The organism is Leucobacter sp. HNU, assembly GCF_047946755.1.
Lineage (GTDB): Bacteria > Actinomycetota > Actinomycetes > Actinomycetales > Microbacteriaceae > Leucobacter.
The window spans coordinates 2,584,677-2,605,837 of sequence record NZ_CP178837.1; the positions used below are offsets into that span (position 1 = coordinate 2,584,677).

Below are 21,161 nucleotides of genomic sequence, written 5' to 3' on the forward strand. Positions count from 1 at the left end.
GCCGGGCCAGCATGCCGACGGGGCCGACGCCCAGCACGTCCTGCAGGTGGTCGTACTGCTGCTGGTCGAGCTCCTGCCGCCGGAGCATCCAGCGGGAGCCGCTGCGGGTGAGGCTCTGCCCGAGCTCGATGATGCGCTCGGGGTGGTCCCAGTCGACGAGCTTGGGGCCGGCGATGGCGACCGAGGGCGCGCGCTGCACGGTGGACAGCACCCGCTCGAGCGCCGCCGGCTCGGGGGCGGAGTCCTCGCTGAGCAGCCAGAACCACTCGTCGTCGCCCGCGGCCTCCGGCAGCGTGTCGATCGCGCGCTGCACCGCCTGGCCGAAGGAGAGCTGGCCGGTGGTGGTGACGACGCGCTCGGGCCCGGCTGCGGCGAGCTGACCGGCGACGCGCTCGGATCCCCCGTTGCTGACCGCGATGACGCGGTCGGGTCGGCGCGTCTGCGCGGCGAGCCCCGCAATGGTCTGGTCAAGCCATTCGCCGCCCTGCCGGGCGACCAGGATGGCGGTCACTCTGGTGCGCATATCGGAATCAGCCTAGGCGGGCGGGAGCCCCGCGACGATCCGCCATGCCGGGGAGCGGCGAGCTCACAGGGACCGGGGAAGGATCCGCTCTCGCGGTGCGGCGAACAGCCGGTGGCCACGGCCGGCGACCGAAGGCGCGTTAGATGGCTTCGCGGCGGAGGCGGCGGCGCTCACGCTCGGAGAGCCCGCCCCAGATACCGAAGCGCTCGTCGTTGGCGAGCGCGTAGTCGAGGCACTCGGAACGCACTTCGCAGCTCTCGCAGATCCGCTTGGCCTCGCGGGTCGATCCGCCCTTCTCGGGGAAGAACGCCTCGGGATCGGTCTGGGCGCAGAGCGCGTCCGCCTGCCAGGCGAGGGTCTCGTCCTCGGAGGGCCGAACGCCGGGGACCCCGAGGAAGACGGGATCGACGAACCAGTTACCCGGGACCGAGGCGGAGGAGGGATCAGACATCTGCACTTCTCTCCCTTCCCGAAAACCGTCGCGTCAACCGACGCCTCGAATCATTACACCGGTGTAATTCATCGAAGTCAAGCCGAAGAGTCTAAACCCTCAAGTGTTACTTGAGGGTCCGCGACACGCTCGCGCCGCGTCCCGACCAGCCCCGCCCGACCGTCGCGAGGAACACCTCGCCGGTCCCCGTCAGCTCGATCGGGTCGCCCGCGGAGACGTACAAGGACTGCCCCCTGCGCAGGTTCGCGACCTCCGCGAGATCCGCCTCCGGACGCTCGACCCTGGCCCGGCCCTCGGTCGCGATCAGCACGAGCGGGAACGGCGCCTCGATCACCGCGCGATCCGTCGCGTCGCCGAGGGGCAGCCCCGGCTCCTCGGGCTCCCGCAGTCGCACGCGCATCAGCCGGAAGTCCGGAATGTCCGGCTCCCACGATCGCACCCCTGCGCCGGCTGCTCGGCCACGCAGCGCGGCTCGTCCAGCTCGCCGAGGTCGACGATGCGGGTGAGCTCGGCGATGTCGACGTGCTTCTGCGTGAGACCCGCCCGAAGCACGTTGTCGGACGCCGCCATGACCTCGACGGCGATCCCGTTCAGGTAGGCGTGCAGCTGCCCGGCGCCGAGGTAGATCGCCTCGCCCGGCGCGAGACGCACCAGGTGGAGCAACACCGAGACCAGCACGCCCGGATCGCCGGCGTGCGCGGCGACGAGGCCCCGCAGCGCGGCGAGGCGATGGGCGTCGACCCCCTCGATCGCCGCCGAGCTGCCCCGCACGACATCGGCGAGCGCCTGTCCGGCCGCATCCACCTCGGGCGCACCGCTGAACGCCCAGGCGAGGAATGCGGCGCGTCGGCGAGCGCTCTCGGCCGCGGGATCCCCCTCGCCGACGGCGACGCAGTGCTCGGCGAGACCGGCGAGCGCCCGACCGGCGGCGGTGCCGGACCCGCCGGCCGCAGCGGCGAGCGCGTGGAAATCGTCGCGGGCGTCGGCGAGCGGGCGGAAGCCGCTCAGCGCGGTCACCTCGCCGAGGGCGACGAGCAGCTCGGGCTTGTGGCCCGGGTCGCCGTAGTTGCGCTCCGGGGCATCCAGCGGGATCCCCGCGGCCTCCTCCGCCGCGAACCCGGCCGCCGCCTGGGCCGCATCGGGATGCACCTGCAGCGAGAGCGGCGCGCCGATGGCGAGCACTTTGAGCAGGAACGGAAGGCGGTCGCCGTCGACGCCGTAGCGCGCGGGATCGCTCGCGATCAGATCGATGAGGGTGTGCGCGACCGGCGTCGCCTTCGCCACGGACGCCGGGCTGCCCGGGTGCGCACCGAGCCAGAGTTCGGCCTGCGGCTCACCGGTCGGCGGCGTCCCGAGCAGCTCCGGCAGTGCGTCTCGGGAACCCCAGGCGTAGTTGCGCGGGGTGTTCCGGATGAAGATCAGCACGTGCGTCGCCTCCGACGAATAGGGTCCTGGCAGCGGGCATGGCTTACCATACCGTCTGTGGCAGAGACGAAGACCAGGCTCGGGGTGAGCGCCCACGCGATCGCCGTCTTCCTCTTCACCTTCGGCGGCAACGCGGTGCGGAACCTCGTCGGAATCCCCGCGTACTTCGCGATCGCCGGCGCGATCGTGGTGGTCAGCATCGTGCTGTTCGTGCGGCTGCGCCCCGCCGACTTCCGCTGGTACCGCCTGCCGGCCCCGCTCTACTGGTTCCTGGGTGTCGCCCTGCTCTCGATCGCGTGGTCCCAGTACCCCGCCTGGTCGGCGATCGGCGTCGCCGTGCAGCTCGCGACCACCGCCGTCGCGGTCGGTCTCGCGTTCGTGCTCAGTTGGCACGAGCTGCTGCGCACCCTCGCGTCGGCGTTCCGCTGGCTGATCGGGCTCTCGATCCTCTTCGAGCTGTGGGTGTCCGTCTTCGTGCGGCATCCGGTCGTGCCCTGGTGGATCGAACCGGGCCCCGACGGCAGGTACTCGAAGCTCACCTGGTGGAGCCGCGATCTGCTGTTCTCGGGCGGTCCGATCCAGGGCCTCCTCGGCAGCTCGGTGCTGTTCGGGTTCCTCGCGCTCCTCGCCCTCATCGCCTTCGGGATCCAGCTCCGCGCGGGCCTGGTGCGGCCCGTCGCCGGCTGGTTCTGGGTCGCCCTCGCGTTCCTCAGCATCGTGCTCACCCGGAGCGCCACCGTGTGGGTGGCGTTCATCGCGGTCGCCGCGGCGCTCGCCTTCGCGCTCTGGGCCCGTCGCCGCGGGCCCGAGGGCCGCGTGCCCGTCTACCTCACCGGCCTCGGCCTTGCCCTCGCCGGGGTGCTCTCGGTGGTGTTCGCCCGCGACACGGTCTTCGGCCTGTTCGGCAAGAGCTCCGATCTGACCGGGCGCATCGAGATCTGGCAGAAGGTCATCGAGCACGGATCGCAGCACCCCTGGCTCGGCTGGGGCTGGGTCAGCTACTGGCCGACCTGGATCGAGCCGTTCGCGAGCCTCGATACGAAGGTCGGGCTGCCCGTCCCGAGCGCGCACAACGCCTGGCTCGACGTCTGGTTCCAGCTCGGCCTGCTCGGCGTGCTGGTGTTCGCGCCGCTCGTCGTGCTCACCCTGCTCCGCACCTGGTTCCGAGCCGTCGACCAGCCGCGCCGCGGCCCCGGCGCCGCACTCCCCTACGCGACCAGCGCGCTCTGGCCCTTCCTCATGATGATCGCCCTGCTGGTGCAGTCCCTCACCGAGAGCAGGATCCTCGTCGAGAACGGCTGGCTGCTGCTCGTGATCCTCGCGGTCAAGTCCCGCGTCGACTTCCGTCTGCCCTCGCCCGACACCGAACCGGCGAAGCTCCCCTGGCGACGCGTGCCCATCCCCCGGGAGACTCCGGGTGCGACCCCGCCGCGCGCGGATCGAGCCTCCCGATGATCCCCGTCCAGGAGCGCCTCCCGGCGCTCCGGGAGGACGCCAGGATCGAGCGGGACGCCCTGCTCGAACAGCGCGGACGCATGGGCGAGGACCCCGCGGAATCGATCGAGACCCTGCCCAGCATCGACGTGCTCGTGGTCCGCGCCGTACGCGACGAACTCCTCGAAGAGCAGGGACGCCTCGCCGAGTTCGCGCTGGCCCGACTCGCGTCGCGCGGCTCCGGACCGGACGCCGCGATCCACCGGCGCAATGCCGACCGCGTCGAGTTCGAACTCATGCGCGAGGTCGCCCGGCTCTGCCCGGAGCTCACGATCGCCGTCTGGGAGTGCGCCGCGGGCCTCGAGCTCGACCGCCGACCCGCAGACGTCTGACCCGCTGCCGGACGAGGCGCGACGATGCTGGGTCGGCCGGTTCGACCGCCGAAACCCGAACGGTAATCTCGGCACGGTACGATGCCGTATCGTCGCGGCCCGTCCGCGACGATGGACGAACCCGAAAGGTCGCGTACTCCCCCGATGCCCACCACCCTGCAGCACATCGTCTTCCCCGAGAACCGGGACCCCGACGTCCTCCCGCTCTACACGGACCCCGAGACCTGGTCGTCCATCGACGGGGAACCGGTGCGGCTGAGCTCGGTCGCGCACATCGACGACGTGCTGTCCCGCGACAGCGCACGGGTCCGCAGCGGTCAGCGCGTCTCCTACGGCACCTATTTCAACGCCTTCCCCGCCGCCTACTGGCAGCGCTGGACCGTGGTCGACTCGGTCGCGCTCTCCCTGCGCCTGCGAGGCGCGGGCACCGCCATCGTCTACCGCACGAACGCCGGGGGCGCGCAGCAGCGGGTCGACGCCCGCGAGTTCGCGAGCCCCGACGAGACGACGGAGCTCCGCTTCGAGCTGCCCCTCACCCACTTCGGGGACGGCGGCTGGTACTGGTTCGACCTCATCGCGGGCGAGTCCGACGTGACGCTCGACGGCGGCGACTGGAGCACCGGGGCGGAGCCCACCGCGACCGGACGGCTGAGCCTCGGCATGACGACGTTCAACAAGCCCGACTACTGCGTCGCGACGCTCGAGAACATCGCGGGCAACCCGGCGCTCGTCGACGTGATCGACCGGATCTTCCTCGTCGACCAGGGCACCCGCAAGGTGCGCGACGAGCCCGGCTTCGACGCGGTCGCGGAGCGCCTCGGCGCGGCGCTCGCGGTGATCGAGCAGGGCAACCTCGGCGGATCGGGCGGGTTCTCCCGCGCGATGGCCGAGACCCTGGACCGTCCTGATTCCGATTTCCTCCTCCTGCTCGACGACGACGTGGAGTTCGAGACCGAGAGCGCGCTGCGCGCGCTGCAGTTCGGGCGCTTCAGTCGGGAGCCCACCATCGTCGGCGGGCACATGTTCGACCTGCTCGACAAGCCGGTGCTGCACGCCTGGGCAGAGGTCGTGCGCCCCGGGCCGTTCATGTGGGGCCCCTCGTTCCCCGAGCAGAGCCGGCACGACTTCCGCACGAGCAATCTGCGGCAGACCCCGTGGATGCACGCGCGGCTCGACTCCGACTACAACGGCTGGTGGATGTGCCTGATCCCGAAGCGCGTGATCGCCGAGGTCGGCCTGTCGCTCCCCGTGTTCATCAAGTGGGACGACGCCGAGTACGGCCTGCGGGCCCGCGAGCACGGCTTCCGCACCGTCTCGCTGCCCGGCGTCGCGCTCTGGCACGTGTCCTGGCTCGACAAGGACGACACGCAGGACTGGCAGGCGTTCTTCCACACGCGGAACCGCATCATCGCCGGCCTGCTGCACTCGCACGAGCCGCGCGGCGGGCGCATGCTCCAGAACAGCGGGCGCCAGGACCTCAAGAAGCTGCTCAACATGCAGTACTACGCCGTGCAGCTGGCGGTCGACGCGCTGCGCTCGGTGCTCGACGGGCCCGCCGGCCTGCACGCCGATATCGGCAAGGCGATGCCGCGCGCGCGCAGCATCGCGGCCGAGTTCCCCGAGACCCGGGTGTACCGCTCCGGCGACCCGGAGACCCCCGTCGCGCGCGGCGGCCGGGCGCTCCCCGAGCTCGGCGAGAGCAGCTACCCCGCCGGGCTCCGACTGGCGCTCTTCACGCTCAAGGCGACGCCGAAGCACTGGCTCAGGAACGGCGACGAGCGCAACGCGCCCGCGCCGGAGCTGGAGTATGCGAAGCGCGACGCGAACTGGTGGCGGGTGCCCGGGCACCACAGCGTCATCGTCGGGACCGCCGACGGCGCGGGCAAGGCCTGGTACCGGCACGACCGCGCGAAGTTCCGCCGCCTGCTCAAGGAGAGCCGCGCGCTCACTCGCGAGATCTCGCGCAACTGGGATCGCCTCGCGGCGGAGTACCGCGCGGCGCTGCCCGATCTCGTCTCGGTCGAGGAGTGGCGCAAGACCTTCGAGGGCCGCTAGCACCGGGGCCCGGGAGGGCCCGTGGCAGATCCGGCCACGGGCCCTCCCGGGTCATTCGCCGACGGCGTGCTCCACGAGCGGCAGCACCCGGCTCGAGAAGTGCGTGCGCAGCGCGATCGACGACGCGGTCCGAGCGACGCCTGGCACGAGCGCGATCCGGTCCAGCACGCCCTGCAGCTGGTCGGCGTCGTGCGCGACCACGCGCAACTGCATGTCGGCGATGCCGGTGACCGTGTGCATGTCGACGATCTCGGGGATCGCTCCCGCGAGCGCAGCCGCGACCTTGTCGTGCCCGATCTTCTGATCGATCTCGACCTGGCAGAACGCGGTCAGCGCGTATCCGAGGCCGCGCGGATCGATGCGCGGCACGATGCCCTCGATGACGCCGTGCTCGTGCAGGCGGGCCAGCCGGCTGATCACGGTGCCCCGGGCGACGCCGAGCCGCCGCGCGCACTCCAGCACGGGCAGCTGGGGCGAATCGGTGAGCAGCCGGATCAGGGCCGCGTCGAGCTCGTCGATCCGCATCGTCACTCCTCCGTGGTTCGCGCTCCGGCGTCGTCGGCACGAGCGTCCTCGCGCCGCACCACACCGGGCCGCGACAGGCCACGGGTGAGTCGTGCCACGAGCAGCAGCGCCAGGGTGAGTCCGAGCGTCAGCAGCAGCTGGGTCCGAGCCCCCTCGTTGAACATCGCGAGCACGATGATACCGGCGAGCAGCACGAGCGCGGCTCCGGAGAGCCACGGGAAGCCCCACATCCGCATCGGCAGCGCCGTGCCGGCGGCATCCGCCCGACGGCGCAGGATCATCTGGGCCAGCGCCGTCGCCGCCCACATCACGAGCAACGTCGATCCCACCACGTTGAGCAGTGCGGGCAGCACCTGCTCGGGCCAGATCCAGTTGAGGATCACCGTGACGAATCCGAAGGCCACCGACGCCAGCACCGCGAAGCGCGGGACACCGCGCTCGCTCGTGCGCATGAGGACGAACGGGGCGAGCCCGCGCTCGCTGAGCGAGAAGATCATGCGCGAGGCGCCGTAGATGTTCGCGTTCATCGCCGACAGCAGCGCGACGATCACGATGAGGTCCATCACGAGGCCGACGCCCGGGATCCGGAGGGTGTCGAGGACGGCCGAGAAGGGACCGGCGAGCACCGCGGCGTCGTTCCAGGGCAGCACGGCGACGATCACGAAGATCGACCCCACGTAGAACACCAGGATGCGGACCATGACCTCGCGCACGATCCGCCGGATGTTGCGGGCCGGGTCGTCCGATTCGGCCGCCGCGATCGCGACGACCTCGGTGCCGCCGAAGGCGAAGACGACGATGAGCAGCGCGCCCGCGATGCCGGTGATCCCGGTGGGCGCGAACCCGCCGTGCTCGACGAGGTTGCCCACGCCCGCGGCCGGAGTACCGGGGATCAGACCGACGATGGCGAGGACGCCGACCACCAGGAACGCGATGATAGCCGCCACCTTGATCGTCGCGAACCAGAACTCGAAGCGGCCGTAGTTGCGCACTCCGAGCAGGTTGACCGCCGTGAGCGCGACCACGAACACGAGCACCCAGACCCAGTCGGGCAGCCCGGGGAAACGGTGCGCGACGATGCCCGCGGCGCCCGTCGCCTCGGCCGCGATCACGACGACGAGCTGGATCCAGTACAGCCAGCCGACCGCGCTGCCGACGCTGCGCCCCATCGCCTTCTGCGCGTAGGAGCTGAACGCGCCGGAGCTCGGGTTGGCCGCGACCATCTCGGCGAGCATGGCCATGACGAGCACGACGAGGGTGCCGGCCACCAGATAGGAGATGATGACCGCGGGTCCGGCGATGCCGATCGCCTGGCCGGAGCCGACGAACAGGCCGGCGCCGATCGCGCCGCCGAGGCCCATCATCGAGATCTGTCGGCGGGTGAGCCCGGGCTGCAGGCCCTTCGTCGTGGTGGTGATGGTGGGCACCTCGGTCATGCGAGCACCCCCTCGGCCTCGGTCGCGGCGTCGGCCGGAACGGCACCCCGGCCGCGTGCGGCGGCGAGCGCCGCGGTGACCCGGTCCACGTCCTCGGCATTCCCCGCCGACACCCGCACGCCCTCGTCCGCGAAGGCGCGGGCGACGACCCCGCCGGCGTGCAGCAGTTCGTCGAGCTCGGCGGTGCGGCCGCCCGCGGGCACCCACACGAAGTTGGCCTCCGAAGCCACCGCGGGCCAGCCCGCTGCGACCAGTGCCTCGCGCATGCGGTCGCGCTCGGCGACGACCTCGGCGATCCGCTCCGCGAGCTCCGCCTCCGCGTCGAGCGAGGCGACCGCCGCGGCCTGGGCGAGCTCGGTCACGCCGAACGGCACCGCCACCTTGCGTTGCGCGTCGGCGATCTCGGCCGGGGCGATGGCGTACCCGATGCGGAGGCCCGCCAGCCCGTACGCCTTCGAGAAGGTGTGCAGCACCGCGACGTGCGGGTAGCGCCGGTGCAGTTCGATGCCTGCGCCGCGACCGGGACCGGCGAAGTACGCCGAACGGTCGAAGTGCACGTAGGCCTCGTCGATCACGACGAGCACGTCGCGCGGCACGGCGTCGACGAAGCGCTCGAGCTTCCGCCGCCCCGACGACGGTGCCGGTCGGGTTGTTCGGGTTGCAGACGAAGACGAGCCGGGTGCGCGGCGTGATCGCAGCGAGCATGGCGTCCAGGTCGTGCCGGTGGTCGGCGTCGAGCGGGACCTCGACGGGGGTCGCACCGGCGATCCGCACGAGCGAGGGGTACGCCTCGAACGAGCGCCACGCGAAGATCACCTCGTCGCCCGTGCCCGCGACCGCGCCGATGAGCTGGGCGGCGAGCTCGACCGATCCGGCCCCGACCGTCACGAGCGCAGGATCCACGCCGTAGCGCGCCGCGAGGCGGCCGATCACGTCGGGGGCGCTCATCCGCGGGTAGCGGTGGATGGAGCCGAGTTCCCGTTGCACGGCCGCGACGACCGAGGGCAGCGGCGGGTGCGGGAATTCGTTGGAGGAGAGCTTCGACGCCCCGGCCGGAGCCGGTCGGCCCTGCCGGTAGGCGGGGACCGCGTCGAGGTCGGGTCGGGTGGGAAGAGTCATCGTCGGTGCATCCTTGCGTGTGGTGTCGTCTTCGACAGTCACGCCACTGTAGTCAGCGCGGAGCCGACTGGACAAACGGACGCGGATGCGCTGTACATCGCGCACAGTCTGACCGACCGGATCGCGATTCGGCTGGTCGCATTGACCAGCCGTCCGGCGCCGCGCCCTCGCATCCTCCGGGTGCGGCTCCTCCGGGTGCGGCGAATGGCGGGTCCCGGTATCGGGACCCGCCATTCGCCGCACCCGAAAGACGGCGCCGGGTGCGGCGCCGGGCGCAGCCCGGCCTCAGAGCAGTCCGGCGACCTTGTTGCTGAACACCGACAGGGCCGAGCCGATGGCCATGTGCATGTCGAGGTACTGGTAGGTGCCGAGGCGTCCGCCGAAGATGACGCGGTCCTGCTGCTCGGCGAGCTCGCGGTACTTGAGCAGGCGCTCGCGGTCGGCGGGCGTGTTCACCGGGTAGTAGGGCTCGTCGTCGCGGTTCGCGAAGCGCGAGTACTCGCGCATGATGACGGTCTTGTCGGTCGGGTAGTCGCGCTCCGGGTGGAAGTGGCGGAACTCGTGGATGCGCGTGTAGGGCACGTCGGATCCGGCGTAGTTCATGACGCTGGTGCCCTGGAAGTCGCCGACCTCGAGCACCTCCTGCTCGAAGTCCAGCGTGCGCCAGCCGAGCTCGCCCTCCGCGTAGTCGAAGTAGCGGTCGACGGGTCCCGTGTAGACGATGGGGACCGTGCCGACCATGGCCTTCTTGTTGAGCGGCTGCGACTCGTCGAAGAAGTCGGTGTTCAGCCGCACCTCGATGTTGGGGTGGTCGGCCATGCGCTCGAGCCACGCGGTGTAGCCGTCGGTCGGCAGCCCCTCGTGGGTGTCGTTGAAGTAGCGGTTGTCGTAGGTGTAGCGCACCGGGAGGCGGCTGATCACCTCGGCGGGGAGCTCGGTGGTGGGCGTCTGCCACTGCTTCGCGGTGTAGTCGCGGATGAACGCCTCGTAGAGGGGGCGGCCGATGAGCGAGATGCCCTTCTCCTCCAGGTTCCTGGCGCTCTTGGTGTCGAACTCGCCGGCCTGCTCGGCGATGACCTTGCGCGCCTCGCCCGGACCGTAGGCCGAGCGGAAGAACTGGTTGATGGTGCCGAGGTTGATGGGCAGCGGGTAGACCTCGCCCTGGTAGTTGGAGTAGACCTTGTGCACGTAGTTCGTGAAGGTCGTGAAGCGGTTCACGTACTCCCACACCGTCTCGTTGGAAGTGTGGAAGAGGTGCGCGCCGTAGCGGTGCACCTCGATGCCCGTCTCGGGCTCCGCCTCGGAATAGGCGTTGCCGCCGATGTGGGAGCGGCGGTCGATGACGACGACCTTCTTCCCGAGTTCGTTCGCGGCGCGTTCCGCGATGGTGAGGCCGAAGAAACCGGAACCGACGACAAGGAGATCCATGCCGCCCAGCATACCGGCGGAAAGACGCGGTTTCCTGCGCCGCTCCCGCCCGATCGGCCCCGGGCCGCCGGGGAGCGCGTAAACTCTTCGGGAGCGCCGGCCGAACGGCGCGGAAACGACTGCACTCGAGAACATGCCCTTCACTGCGACGCCTCGCGGCCTGAGCCTCCCCGACCTCACGGACGACGTGCGCTCCGTCGACATCTGCTTCGGCGAGCAGCGCGTGTGGTCCATCGACCTCCTCGATCGCGAGGAGGCGCCGACGCGAGCGCTTCCGTGGCCCCCGGTCCTGCAGCCCTACCTCACCGGCTCGACCGAGGTGGTGCTGCGCCGGTCGGGCGACGGCGAGGAGCTCGGCCGGTCTTCGGTCGCCTTCACCGACGACCCGAACCCGACGCGGGTCGTCGACGCCGAGGGGATCCCGCTGGCGATCAACAAGTGGGGCCGGCTGGGCAAGACCCTCGAAGCCGGGAACACCGGCGTGCAGGAGCGGATCCTCGACCGCACCGCGGAGGTCGTCGCGCACCTCACCGACATGGGCCTGCGCCCCTTCGTCGTCGGCGGCACCCTCCTCGGAGGGGTCCGGGAGGGCGCGCTGCTGCCGCACGATGACGACGCCGACGTCGCCTATCTGTCGACCCTGACGAACCCCGCCGACGTCGCCCGCGAAGGATTCGAGGTCGGCCACCGCCTGCAGCGGCTCGGCTACGAGCTCGTGCGCCACAGCGCCACGCACATGCAGCTCTACTTCCGCAGCGATTCGGGCTCGGTCGACCACTACGTCGACGTCTTCACCGCGTTCTTCACCGAGGACGGCAACATCAATCAGCCGTTCCACGTGCGGGGACCGCTGCGCGAGGACCAGATGCTGCCATTCGGAACGGTCACGATCGCCGGCCGCGAGTTCCCGGCCCCGGCGGATCCCGACGCCTGGCTCGTCATCAACTACGACGAGAACTGGCGCACGCCGATCCCGGGCTACCACCTGGGCACCCCGCGCAGCACCTCGCGACGCTTCCAGAGCTGGTTCGGCTCCTACCATTTCAAGCGCGACTTCTGGAACGAGTTCTACGGCGACGCCGCGCTCGAGCCGGACCCCGACGCGCGCTGGGCGTCCGGCGCCGACTGGATCACCGGCCAGCGCGATACGCTCTCCGCCCCCGCGCTGCTCGAGCTCGGCGCGGGAACGGGCGCGCTCAGCGCCCGGCTCGCCCAGGAACTCGCCGGAGCGCACGGGCCCCGGATCGTCGCGACCGACTATTCGACCGCGGCGCTCGCACTGGCCCGTTCCCGCGCCTCCTCGGTTCCCGCGGGATCCGGGTTCGAGGTCGCGCACCTGAACCTCTACCGGACCCTGTCGCTCGACGTCTTCCGCCGCCTCGGGGTCGAGGGGCCAGTCGACGTCGTCGCGAACCACCTGCTCGAGCAGCTCGGCCACCTCGCACGGGCCAATGCGCTCCGGTTGATCCGCATGGCGCTCCGCTCGGGCGGCACCGCGCTCGCGACGGTCTACGGAGAGCACGCCCCCGACGTCTCGTTCGGCGACCCGACCACCTGGCACCTCAGCACGATCGACCTCGCCCGCGAGGCCAAGGCGTTCGGCCTCGGCACCGAGATCGAGGCCATCGAGGTCGAGCCCGGCGAGCAGGATCGCCGCCCGTACGGCGTCCGATTCACGCTCACCACCGCCCCGCTCCCCCGCAAGGAGATCTCCATGAAGCAACGACTGAAGCGGCTCGCGATGCGCGCACGCCCGACCGGTACCCGCGCCGAGCTGGAGGCGCTCACCGAGCGCGTGCGAGAGCTCGAGAACGAGCTCGACGAGTATCGACGCGACAGCCTCCGCGTCGCCGAGCTGCTCGACCTGGCCGAGCAGCGCCTCACCCCGGGCGCTCCGGAGCACCTCGCACGCGCATCGACGCAAGGCGATGCCGACCGCACCGATCCGAAAGCAGGAGAATGAGCGAATCCGAATCCGAGTTCCATCCGGGCACGCACCCGATCCCCGTCGTCGGGGATCCGCTCTCGGCTGCAGGCTCGCACGCTCGCGTCGCCGCGGTCATCGTCACGTTCAACCGCCTGGCGAAGCTCCCGAAGACCCTCGAGACGGTGCGCGCTCAGACCCACGGCTGCGAGTGGGTCGTCGTGGTGAACAACGCGTCCACGGACGGGACCCGCGAGTACCTCGACGGGCTCGACGACCCCCAGCTGGTCGTGCTGCACCTCGACGAGAACCTGGGCGGTGCCGGCGGTTTCGAGCACGGCATGGCGCACGGGGTCAACCTGGGGGCCGACTACGTCTGGATCATGGACGACGACTGCTACCCGGATCCGAACGCGCTCGAGATCCTGCTGGAGCAGCGCGACACGGCGTCGCGCATGCTCGGGCGCGAAGTGCCCTTCGCGTGCTCGCTCGTCAAGTACATCGACGGCTCGCTGTGCGAGATGAACAACCCCATCACCACCTGGGACTGGCCGCGCGCGTACCTGGCGGGAGCGAAGTCCCTGCTGATCGTGGAGTGCACCTTCGTCTCCGTGCTCGTGCCCCGCTGGGCCATCGAGGAACAGGGCTGCCGCTCGGCGAGTACTTCATCTGGTTCGACGACAAGGAGTACACGAAGCGGCTCGAGCGCGAGTTCGGGCCCGGCATCATCGCGCTCGAGAGCGAGGTCGTGCACGACATGGGGGTGAACGCCGGCGTGAACTACCGCGAGGTCGACGAGAGCAACGTCTGGAAGTTCGAGAAGGGCGCGCGCAATCAGGCCTCGTACCGGCTGCGCAACGAGGGCCGGCTCTCCTACGGCCTCTACTATCTCCGGTTGTTCCGCGAGATGCGGGAGGGGAACGTCGCGAAGCCCGTGCGCAAGCGCATGTTCCGCGCGCTCAAGGCGGCACGCAAGTTCGACCCGAAGCCGCGCTTCCCGAACGATCCGCGGTACCGGCGGTGAGGCGCCATTCGACGCGGCCCGGCTCCCCAAAGAGACTCCTCGCGCACTAGGCTCGGCATATGAGCAGCGTCTCCCCCACCGCACGCACGATCGCCACTGACTTTCAGACAGCACTCATCGGCGCTGACCTCGCCATCCTCTCGCTCGCGCCCATCTCGGAAGCCGGCCACGGCGCGCTCACCTTCGTCAGCGACATCGACCGCTACTCCGAAGCGCTCAGCGCGGCTCTCGCTTCCGGGGCCGTGGTGTTCGTACCGCTTGCCGGCCCGGCGCCGAGACCGGCAGCCGGTGCGCTGCTCCCCGTCGAGAACCCTCGCGCGGCGTTCGCCCAGGCATCCGCCGCCTACTTCGCTCCGAAGGTGATCCCGGGCATCGCGGAAACCGCTCGTGTGCATCCCGGAGCCTCCGTCGATGCGAGCGCCCACATCGGCGAGTTCACGGTCGTACGCGAGGGCGCCGTGATCGGTGCCGGATCCGAGGTTCGGGATCACGTGGTGATCGGACGCAATGTGGTGATCGGCGCCAACGCGCTCATCAAGAGCCACGCGGTGATCGGTGAAGAGGGCTTCGGCATGGAGAAGGACGCCGACGGCAACAACTTCCGTATCCCGCACCTCGGCTCGGTGGTGATCGGCGACCACGTCGAGGTCGGCGGCTTCACCACGGTCTGCTCCGGCACCATCAAGCCGACCGTCGTCGGCGACTACACGAAGATCGACGACCACGTGCACATCGCGCACAATTGCACGCTCGGTCGCAACGTCATCGTCACGGCCTGCGCCGAGGTGTCGGGCAGCGTCGTGCTCGAAGACGAGGTGTGGCTCGGGCCGAACTCATCGATCATTCAGGGCGTGACCCTCGGCCGTGGTTCGCTGCTCGGGATCGGCGCCGTCGCGCTCAAGACCGTGCCCGAGGGCGAGGTGCGGGTCGGCAATCCGGCGAAGCCCCTGCCGCCGAAGCCGAGCCAGACCCCGGCGCAGTAAGTCGTATGGTCGGGACCCGGGGTCCCGACCATAGGAGCCTCAGTAGTTCTCGGCAGGAACCTTCTCGAACCACCAGAACGGGTGGGTCAGCACCTGCAGCTGCGGCACACGGTCCACCCACTCGCCGAAGTGACCTTCGCGCCAGCGACCGCTGGAATCGCTCAGGTACTTCATGCTCGGCATCATGAATCGATCCTCATAGGCGTGGTAGCGCACGTTCTCCGACCAGCGCTCGCGGATCTCGTCGGCGAACTCGATCCCGCCCATCCGCGCGGGCTCGTGCAGGCTGAAACCGGTCAGTGGGCGGCCGACGGCCGCTTCGAACACCGCACGCTGGCGTTCTGCCCAGTCGTGATTGTCGGAGCCGACGACCTCGCAGATGCCGCCCTCGAGGTGCAGGCCGACTTCGTGGCCCAGCTCCTCCATCTCGCGGATGATGTCGAGCGACTGCAGGCTGAGCAGGTTGTACCCGCGAGCGTGCACGCGCAGGAAGAACGAAGAGGTGCACCCGGCCTCAGCGTCGACTCGTGCGACGCGGAGAGCCTGCTCGATGCTGTTGTCGATGTCGTGGCGCAGAATCAGGTGCTTCGGCTGCTCGTTCTCGAAGAAGCCGTCGAAGCTGGTCACGGCATAGCCATGATCCCGGTACGAGCGCAGCGTCTCCGAGTACGACCGTAGCGAGAAATCGATCAGGGTGGGTTTCAGGGAACTCATCGTTCTTCCGCGGTTCGGCTCAGGCGCCGATGACGATGCGAGCGACACCGGTCCAGCTGGCGGGATCGGTGGCATTGCGTCCGTCGGCGAAGAGCTTGATGCCGGGGAAATCGGCGGGGCCGAGCTCTCGGTACTGAACGTGATCGGCCTGCAGGATGGCGACATCGACGGGATCACCGATCGCGTGCGCCGTGAAGCCGTACCCCGCGAGTTCCGCATCGGAGAACAGCGGATCGTGCACGGTGACGATCGCACCGCGCCTCGTCAGCTCCTCAACCGTGGGGAAGACACCGGAGACCGCGGTCTCCTTCACACCACCGCGGTAGGAGGCGCCGAGCACGACCACGCGCTGGCCGGCGAGATCGCCGATGGTCTGCTGCACGCGGTCCACCACGTACGCGGGCATGGTCGCGTTGTAGTTGCGGGCCGTGCGAACGATGTCGGCGTCGGGGTCCGTCGACAGGTACAGGCGAGGGTACACGGGAATGCAGTGACCGCCGACCGCGATGCCGGGCTGGTGGATGTGACTGAACGGCTGCGTGTTGCAGGCTTCGATCACCTTGTACACGTCGATTCCGGCCGTATCGGCGAAGCGGGCGAACTGGTTCGCCAGCCCGATGTTCACGTCCCGGTAGGTCGTCTCGGCGAGCTTCGCCATCTCGGCCGCCTCTGCGGAGCCGAGATCCCACACGCCGTTCGGCCGCGGCATGTCGTCGCGCTCGTCGAAGGTCAGCACCGACTCGTAGAACTCGATCGCCTTCTTCGCGCCGGCTTCGTTCAGGCCGCCGACGAGCTTCGGGTACTTCTTGAGATCGGCGTAGACGCGCCCCGTGTACACGCGCTCCGGCGAGAAAACGAGGTGGAAGTCGGTGCCCTCCTTCAGACCGGACACCTCTTCGATGAGCGGGAGCCATCGGCCGCGGGTGGTGCCGACAGGCAGGGTGGTCTCGTACGAGACGAGCGTGCCTGGCGTGAGGTGCTCGGCGAGCGAGCGGGTCGCCGCGTCCATCCACTTGAAATCGGGCTGCCAGGTCTCTTCGTCGACGAGCAGGGGCACCACGAGCACTACGGCGTCAGCCCCCGGAATGGCGTCGGCGTAGTCGGTGGTGGCACGGAGCTTGCCCGCCGGGACGAGCTCGGCGAGCCGCTCAGCGAGACCGGCTTCGCCCGGGAACGGCTCTTCGCCGCGGTTGATGCACTCGACCAGCGCCTGGTTCACGTCGACGCCGATCACGTCGTGCCCCATCGAGGCGTACTGCGTTGCAAGCGGGAGCCCGATCTTGCCGGTAGCGACTACTGCGATCTTCACGAGGAGCAGTCTAACGCCAAGCCCGCTCTGCATCGCTGGCGCTCGCGCCGGCGGCGTTCAGCCCTGCGCGATCGCGTTCGCGTAGACCCGTCGGTATCCGTCGGCCCGCGCCGATTCTGAGAAGCGCTCCGCGGCCTGACGCGCGATCGTCGCCCGGCTCGGTAGTCCGCGGTCGGTGATGAGATCCTGCACCGCATCCGCGAGCGCTGCACCGCTGCGCTCCGCCACCCGACGCGAGCGGTCCGCCTCGAGGAACTCCTCGTGTCCGCCGGTGCCGGAGGTCACGACCGGGAGCCCATGAGTGAGCGCCTCGGCGATGGCCACTCCGAAGGTCTCGGTCTCGACGGGGAGCAGGAACATCGTCGCCCGGAGCAGCTCACGCGACAGCTCATCGGGAGAGACCGCACCGAGCAGTGTGAGGCGTTCCCCGACCCCGGAGGCCCGCGCGCGCTCCACCATCGCCGTTCGCAGTTCACCGTCCCCTGCCCACACGAGTTCGGCATCGACGCCCCGTTCGACGAGCGCGGCCAGGGCGTCGACGGCCTCGAGCGGCCCCTTCCGCGCCAGCAGGCCACCGACCCCGATGAGCCGGATCCGGCCTTCGAAGTCGTGTCCAGCGGGTACTGCGTCGATCGGCAGCATCACCTCATTGCCGATCACCGAGGCCGGTCGCGTCCGATGCGCATCGATGACCCTGGCGAGCGCGGCACTGACCGCGACCACCTCACCCGGTCGGCGGAACAGCGTGCTGAGCATTCCGAGCGCCACAGCGACCGGGCGCGAGACCGGGGTGACCAGCGTCGAGAAATGCTCAGTATGCACCCAGGGGATCCGAACCCGGCGCAGCGCGAAGGGCAGGAGAGCCGGTGCCGCCATCGTGTGCAGCAATTCAGCCTCACGCAACGCTGCCCGCAGCGCCGCTGCCGTGCGATACCAGGTGCCGGGGGCGGTCACCGAGAACGGAACCCTGACGACGTCGAGCCCGTCCATCCGCGCCGTCGACTCGGTTGCGTCGTACCAGTCCGGCCGAAGGAGGTGCAGCACCCGTACCTCGTGGTCGCGAGCGACCAGACGCGCATCCCGCAAGTTGAAGATGCCCGACTCCCGATGAGCGGGCGAAGGGAACCAGGGCGTGACGACGAGGACTCGCATCACCCAATCCTAGGCCTCGCCCGCCGGTAGAATCTCGAACCATGAAGATCATGAGTGTCGTGGGCGCGCGCCCCCAGTTCGTCAAGCTCGCCCCCATCGCCCACGCGATCATCGCCGCCGGCCACGAGCACGTTATCGTGCACACCGGGCAGCACTACGACCCGATGCTCTCCGACGTCTTCTTCCGCGACCTCGGGATCCCCGAGCCCGATGCGCACCTCGGTGTCGGTTCCGGATCGCACGGAGTGCAGACCGGTGCGATGCTCGCCCAGATGGACGAGGTCCTCGAGCGGTTCCAGCCCGACTGCGTCCTCGTCTACGGTGACACCAACTCGACGCTCGCGGCCGCGGTCAGCGCCGTGAAGCTCCACTTCCCCGTCGCGCACCTCGAGGCCGGCCTCCGCTCCTTCAACCGCGCGATGCCCGAGGAGCACAACCGCGTGCTCACCGACCACGCCGCCGATCTCTGCCTCGCGCCGACCGAGGTCGCGATGCAGCACCTCGCGACCGAGGGCCTCGCCGAGCGCTCGGTGCTCGTCGGCGATGTCATGACGGACGTGCTGTTCCAGGTGCGGGATCGGGTACTCGCGGGCGATGCCCCGAACCCGCTCGCCGACCTGGACGCGCCGGACGGCTACTACGTCGCCACGATCCACCGCGCCGAGAACACGAACGACCCCGAGCGACTCGCTGAGGTCGTCGCTTCGCTGAGCGCCGCCGACCGGCCCGTCGTGCTGCTCGCTCACCCGCGAGTGCGGGCGAAGGCCGAAGAGCACGGGATCGCGCTCGACTCCGGAAATCTCGTCACCCGCGATCCGCTCGCCTACCCCGAGCTCATCGCCGCGGTGCTCGGCAGCGCGGGCGTCGTCACCGACTCCGGTGGGCTGCAGAAGGAGGCGTTCCTGCTGCGCGTCCCGTGCACCACGGTGCGCCATGAGACCGAATGGGTCGAGACCGTCGGGCTCGGTTGGAACGTACTCGCGAACACCCCCGACGAGATCACGGCGGCACTGACCCGCCCGGCCCCCGCAGACACCGACGCTGCGCCGTACGGCGACGGCCACGCGGCCGAGGCAGCCGTCGCGACCATCGTGGAGCGCATCGGCTGAGCGCAGCGTCCCGGTGGCCTCCGGTCACGCGCAGACTCAGCGCGCGGTGCGCCGAAGCTCGCGGGCGAGCCGCAGCGAGGCGATCCCGTATCGGAGCGGGGCCTGCCGGTGCAGCAGATCGAACAGGTTGCGGGTCAGCACGCCGGCCGGCGTGAAACGACGACGCCACCTGTTCCCCGCGGCAACGATCTCGGTGGTCGCGGCCTCAGCGTTGCACACGGCGTCGAGCAGCTCCAGCTCGGCCCGTGACAGTCGGCGCTCGGCGCGCGGTGCCGCTGCCACCAGCCGCATCCGCAGGCGTCCGAGTTCGCGCCGGTCCTCGGCGGTGAGCGCGTTCCCCGGATCGGCGTCGGTGTCAGGAGCGTCACAAAGCCGCTCGGCCCAGGACCCCGCGAAGCCGAGGAACTGCACCCTCAGCAGTTTCACGACAAGCGCCTCGCGCTGCGCCGCCCCCAGAGCGCCGAACCACGGTTCCGCGAGCAGCGGATCGACGAAGCCGAGCTCCGCACGGACCGGTCGCAGCACCTGCGAGATGTGGTCGTCGCCATCGATGTGCCCGACGTAGCCGCGCACGCGACGTGGGAACAGGATCGGAGCACCCGAGAACCAGACGCGGGCGCTGTAGGCGATGTCTTCGCCGGTGACGAGACCCGGGGTGAGCCGCAGTTCGCCGAAGTGCTCCATCGAGATCAACCCCAGCGGTGCACTGCGATAGGCGAGACGGTCCCGAACCGGATCGCAGCGCTCTCGGTATCGCGGGCGCACCGGCGGCTGCGGCGCGCTCCCGCCGCCTGCGAAGTCGATCCGGGCGATGACCGCACCGGCTCGATGCCGCCGCGCGGCTTCGAGCCAGGCGTCGATCGCGCCCTGAGCGATCTCGTCGTCCGACCCGAGCAACGAGGTATATGGCGCGGTCGCGAGCGAGAGGCCGTAGTTCATCGGCCCGGTAGGGCTCGGAATCCCGTCGACGTACTCGACGATGCGCACACGCGGATCGTGAATGTACCCGGCGAGCGCCGCCCGAATGGGACCGGGGTCGGTGTTGTGAACGACCACGGTTGCACGAACGTGGGCACGGCTCCCGTTCACCGCCGACGAGACGGCGCGCTCGACCGGTCGCTGCGGGGTGTGCGTGGCGATGACCACGTCGACCTCTGGCTCGCTCGCCCCGGCACCGCGCAGTTGCGGGGCCGGCAGGTCCAGCCAGTGCTCGCCGAGCACCTCGGCGCTCATCGTGCCGTCGTGCACCCGGGCGACGAATTCACGCCCGGCCGCGGCCAGCGCGGCGCGCTCAGCGGGATCGGCGGCGAGCCGGCGCAGCACGGTTTCGAGCGTGTCGGGATCGGCCTCGACCACGGGGCACTCGATCCCGGTCTCGCGCTTGACGGTGTCGCGCACCTCATCGGTGAGGTGTCCGATGACGACGCGACCAGCGGCCATGGTTTCGCAGGCCGCGACTCCATAGCTGCCGATCCGGAACTGATCGAGCACGATATCCGCTTCGGCGTACGCCGCAGGCATCTTCGCCGAGGGGACGCCTCGGAGCGGGCGGTACTCGATGACGCCTTCTGCCTCGAGCCGGTGCAGCACCGGCTCGATCAGATCGGTGCCCTTCACCCTGGCGTTGGTCGGGGCGTGCATCACCACGGGACGGGTCCGTGTCGCGTCGGCGGCACGAACGAACCAGCGGCGCGGATCGACGATGACCGGGCACCACTGCGCCTCCGGCAGGAACGCGAGCAGGTCGGGGGTGGACACGAACAGTGGGCCGCCGAGCCGTCGCAGCGCGGCGATGTTGCGCCGGGCCAGCGTCTCTTCGCGCCCAGCGTAGAAGTCGGAATCGGCAAAATGCGACCATCGGGTCAGGCCGAGGTGCTGACTCGGAATGCGAACGTCGGTGCCGTGCGCGAGAAACGCGACGTCGAGCCCGCGCCCGCGCAGCTCAATCGCCTCTGCTTCGAAATCGCGGAAGCGACGTCCGAGCAGCGGCCGCTCGGCTTCCACCAGCACGTGCGTGCAACGGCTGAGCGCAGCCAGTTGCGCGTCCTGCCACTCCCGCGACGAGGCATGCACGTGCAGCGGCACCTCGGTGTCGGTGTCGAACGAGTAGCCGCCGGGCACCTCGATCGCGAAGGCGTGCACCCAGCAGCCTGCGCGA

At 70.1% G+C, this 21,161-nt stretch carries 19 protein-coding genes and 2 pseudogenes; 8 read left to right on the plus strand and 13 right to left on the minus strand.

The window, feature by feature from the left end; genetic code table 11:
* Window positions 1–25: 25 nt before the first annotated feature.
* From AB3K78_RS12690 to manA, 4 genes and pseudogenes are all read right to left on the minus strand, one after another.
* Window positions 26–523: pseudogene (locus AB3K78_RS12690) on the minus strand (glycosyltransferase family 2 protein); the annotation flags it as partial.
* A 139-nt stretch (window positions 524–662) separates the two neighbouring features.
* Window positions 663–974 carry a WhiB family transcriptional regulator gene (locus AB3K78_RS12695; protein WP_416443780.1) on the minus strand — a complete coding sequence of 104 codons (312 nt, stop codon included), beginning with the start codon at window positions 972–974 and terminating at the stop codon, window positions 663–665.
* A 106-nt stretch (window positions 975–1,080) separates the two neighbouring features.
* Window positions 1,081–1,374 (minus strand): hypothetical protein, encoded by a 294-nt coding sequence (locus AB3K78_RS12700; RefSeq protein WP_416443782.1) that lies wholly within the window; start codon window positions 1,372–1,374, stop codon window positions 1,081–1,083.
* Window positions 1,374–2,399, minus strand: coding sequence for a mannose-6-phosphate isomerase, class I (gene manA / locus AB3K78_RS12705; RefSeq protein WP_416443784.1), 1,026 nt, complete (start codon window positions 2,397–2,399; stop codon window positions 1,374–1,376). The genes AB3K78_RS12700 and manA overlap by 1 nt, the downstream gene beginning before the upstream one ends.
* 57 nt (window positions 2,400–2,456) lie before the next feature.
* On the opposite strand from manA, the gene AB3K78_RS12710 reads away from it, so the two are divergent.
* The 3 genes from AB3K78_RS12710 to AB3K78_RS12720 all read left to right on the plus strand — a co-directional run bounded on the left by AB3K78_RS12710 (window position 2,457) and on the right by AB3K78_RS12720 (window position 6,280).
* The gene (locus AB3K78_RS12710) at window positions 2,457–3,854 is read left to right on the plus strand and encodes an O-antigen ligase family protein (RefSeq protein WP_416443786.1); all 1,398 of its coding nucleotides are present in this window, start codon (window positions 2,457–2,459) and stop codon (window positions 3,852–3,854) included.
* Window positions 3,851–4,225 (plus strand): hypothetical protein, encoded by a 375-nt coding sequence (locus AB3K78_RS12715; RefSeq protein WP_416443788.1) that lies wholly within the window; start codon window positions 3,851–3,853, stop codon window positions 4,223–4,225. Before AB3K78_RS12710 ends, AB3K78_RS12715 begins: the two co-directional genes overlap by 4 nt.
* A gap of 144 nt (window positions 4,226–4,369) precedes the next feature.
* A complete protein-coding gene (locus tag AB3K78_RS12720; protein ID WP_416443790.1) occupies window positions 4,370–6,280 on the plus strand; it encodes a glycosyltransferase in 1,911 nt (636 codons plus the stop codon).
* Between the two features lie 51 nt (window positions 6,281–6,331).
* Here AB3K78_RS12720 and AB3K78_RS12725 read toward each other — a convergent pair whose 3' ends face one another.
* The 5 genes and pseudogenes from AB3K78_RS12725 to glf all read right to left on the minus strand — a co-directional run bounded on the left by AB3K78_RS12725 (window position 6,332) and on the right by glf (window position 10,788).
* Window positions 6,332–6,805: an Lrp/AsnC family transcriptional regulator gene (locus AB3K78_RS12725; RefSeq protein WP_416443792.1), complete on the minus strand. Its 474-nt coding sequence runs from the start codon at window positions 6,803–6,805 to the stop codon at window positions 6,332–6,334.
* A gap of 2 nt (window positions 6,806–6,807) precedes the next feature.
* Complete coding sequence (locus tag AB3K78_RS12730; protein WP_416447354.1) at window positions 6,808–8,241, minus strand: amino acid permease; 1,434 nt, start codon at window positions 8,239–8,241, stop codon at window positions 6,808–6,810.
* Window positions 8,238–8,837: an aminotransferase class I/II-fold pyridoxal phosphate-dependent enzyme gene (locus tag AB3K78_RS12735; protein ID WP_416447355.1), complete on the minus strand. Its 600-nt coding sequence runs from the start codon at window positions 8,835–8,837 to the stop codon at window positions 8,238–8,240. Before AB3K78_RS12735 ends, AB3K78_RS12730 begins: the two co-directional genes overlap by 4 nt.
* Before the next feature lie 67 nt (window positions 8,838–8,904).
* Window positions 8,905–9,594 (minus strand): annotated as a pseudogene (locus AB3K78_RS12740) (aminotransferase class I/II-fold pyridoxal phosphate-dependent enzyme); the annotation flags it as partial.
* A gap of 51 nt (window positions 9,595–9,645) precedes the next feature.
* Window positions 9,646–10,788: a UDP-galactopyranose mutase gene (glf, locus tag AB3K78_RS12745; RefSeq protein ID WP_416443794.1), complete on the minus strand. Its 1,143-nt coding sequence runs from the start codon at window positions 10,786–10,788 to the stop codon at window positions 9,646–9,648.
* Between the two features lie 133 nt (window positions 10,789–10,921).
* Here glf and AB3K78_RS12750 point away from each other — a divergent pair, with 133 nt between their 5' ends.
* The 4 genes from AB3K78_RS12750 to AB3K78_RS12765 are packed head-to-tail and all read left to right on the plus strand — an operon-like array spanning window position 10,922 to window position 14,719.
* On the plus strand, window positions 10,922–12,751 hold the full coding sequence (locus AB3K78_RS12750; RefSeq protein ID WP_416443796.1) for a methyltransferase: 1,830 nt from the start codon (window positions 10,922–10,924) through the stop codon (window positions 12,749–12,751).
* Complete coding sequence (locus AB3K78_RS12755; protein ID WP_416443798.1) at window positions 12,748–13,479, plus strand: glycosyltransferase; 732 nt, start codon at window positions 12,748–12,750, stop codon at window positions 13,477–13,479. Before AB3K78_RS12750 ends, AB3K78_RS12755 begins: the two co-directional genes overlap by 4 nt.
* Complete coding sequence (locus tag AB3K78_RS12760) at window positions 13,470–13,736, plus strand: hypothetical protein (RefSeq protein WP_416443800.1); 267 nt, start codon at window positions 13,470–13,472, stop codon at window positions 13,734–13,736. The genes AB3K78_RS12755 and AB3K78_RS12760 overlap by 10 nt, the downstream gene beginning before the upstream one ends.
* Before the next feature lie 59 nt (window positions 13,737–13,795).
* A complete protein-coding gene (locus AB3K78_RS12765) occupies window positions 13,796–14,719 on the plus strand; it encodes an LpxD N-terminal domain-containing protein (protein WP_416443802.1) in 924 nt (307 codons plus the stop codon).
* Window positions 14,720–14,758: 39 nt separating this feature from the next.
* Here AB3K78_RS12765 and AB3K78_RS12770 read toward each other — a convergent pair whose 3' ends face one another.
* From AB3K78_RS12770 to AB3K78_RS12780, 3 genes are read right to left on the minus strand one after another with little or no spacing between them, the layout of a single operon-like run.
* On the minus strand, window positions 14,759–15,433 hold the full coding sequence (locus tag AB3K78_RS12770) for a GCN5 family acetyltransferase (protein WP_416443804.1): 675 nt from the start codon (window positions 15,431–15,433) through the stop codon (window positions 14,759–14,761).
* A gap of 19 nt (window positions 15,434–15,452) precedes the next feature.
* Window positions 15,453–16,742 carry a nucleotide sugar dehydrogenase gene (locus AB3K78_RS12775; RefSeq protein ID WP_416443806.1) on the minus strand — a complete coding sequence of 430 codons (1,290 nt, stop codon included), beginning with the start codon at window positions 16,740–16,742 and terminating at the stop codon, window positions 15,453–15,455.
* Between the two features lie 57 nt (window positions 16,743–16,799).
* Window positions 16,800–17,894, minus strand: a complete 1,095-nt coding sequence (locus AB3K78_RS12780; protein ID WP_416443808.1) for a glycosyltransferase family 4 protein — start codon at window positions 17,892–17,894, stop codon at window positions 16,800–16,802.
* 41 nt (window positions 17,895–17,935) lie between these two features.
* On the opposite strand from AB3K78_RS12780, the gene wecB reads away from it, so the two are divergent.
* Window positions 17,936–19,003, plus strand: a complete 1,068-nt coding sequence (gene wecB, locus AB3K78_RS12785) for a non-hydrolyzing UDP-N-acetylglucosamine 2-epimerase (RefSeq protein WP_416443810.1) — start codon at window positions 17,936–17,938, stop codon at window positions 19,001–19,003.
* A gap of 36 nt (window positions 19,004–19,039) precedes the next feature.
* On the opposite strand, the gene AB3K78_RS12790 is transcribed toward wecB, so the two are convergent.
* Window positions 19,040–21,145 (minus strand): glycosyltransferase family protein, encoded by a 2,106-nt coding sequence (locus AB3K78_RS12790; protein ID WP_416443812.1) that lies wholly within the window; start codon window positions 21,143–21,145, stop codon window positions 19,040–19,042.
* Window positions 21,146–21,161: the final 16 nt, after the last annotated feature.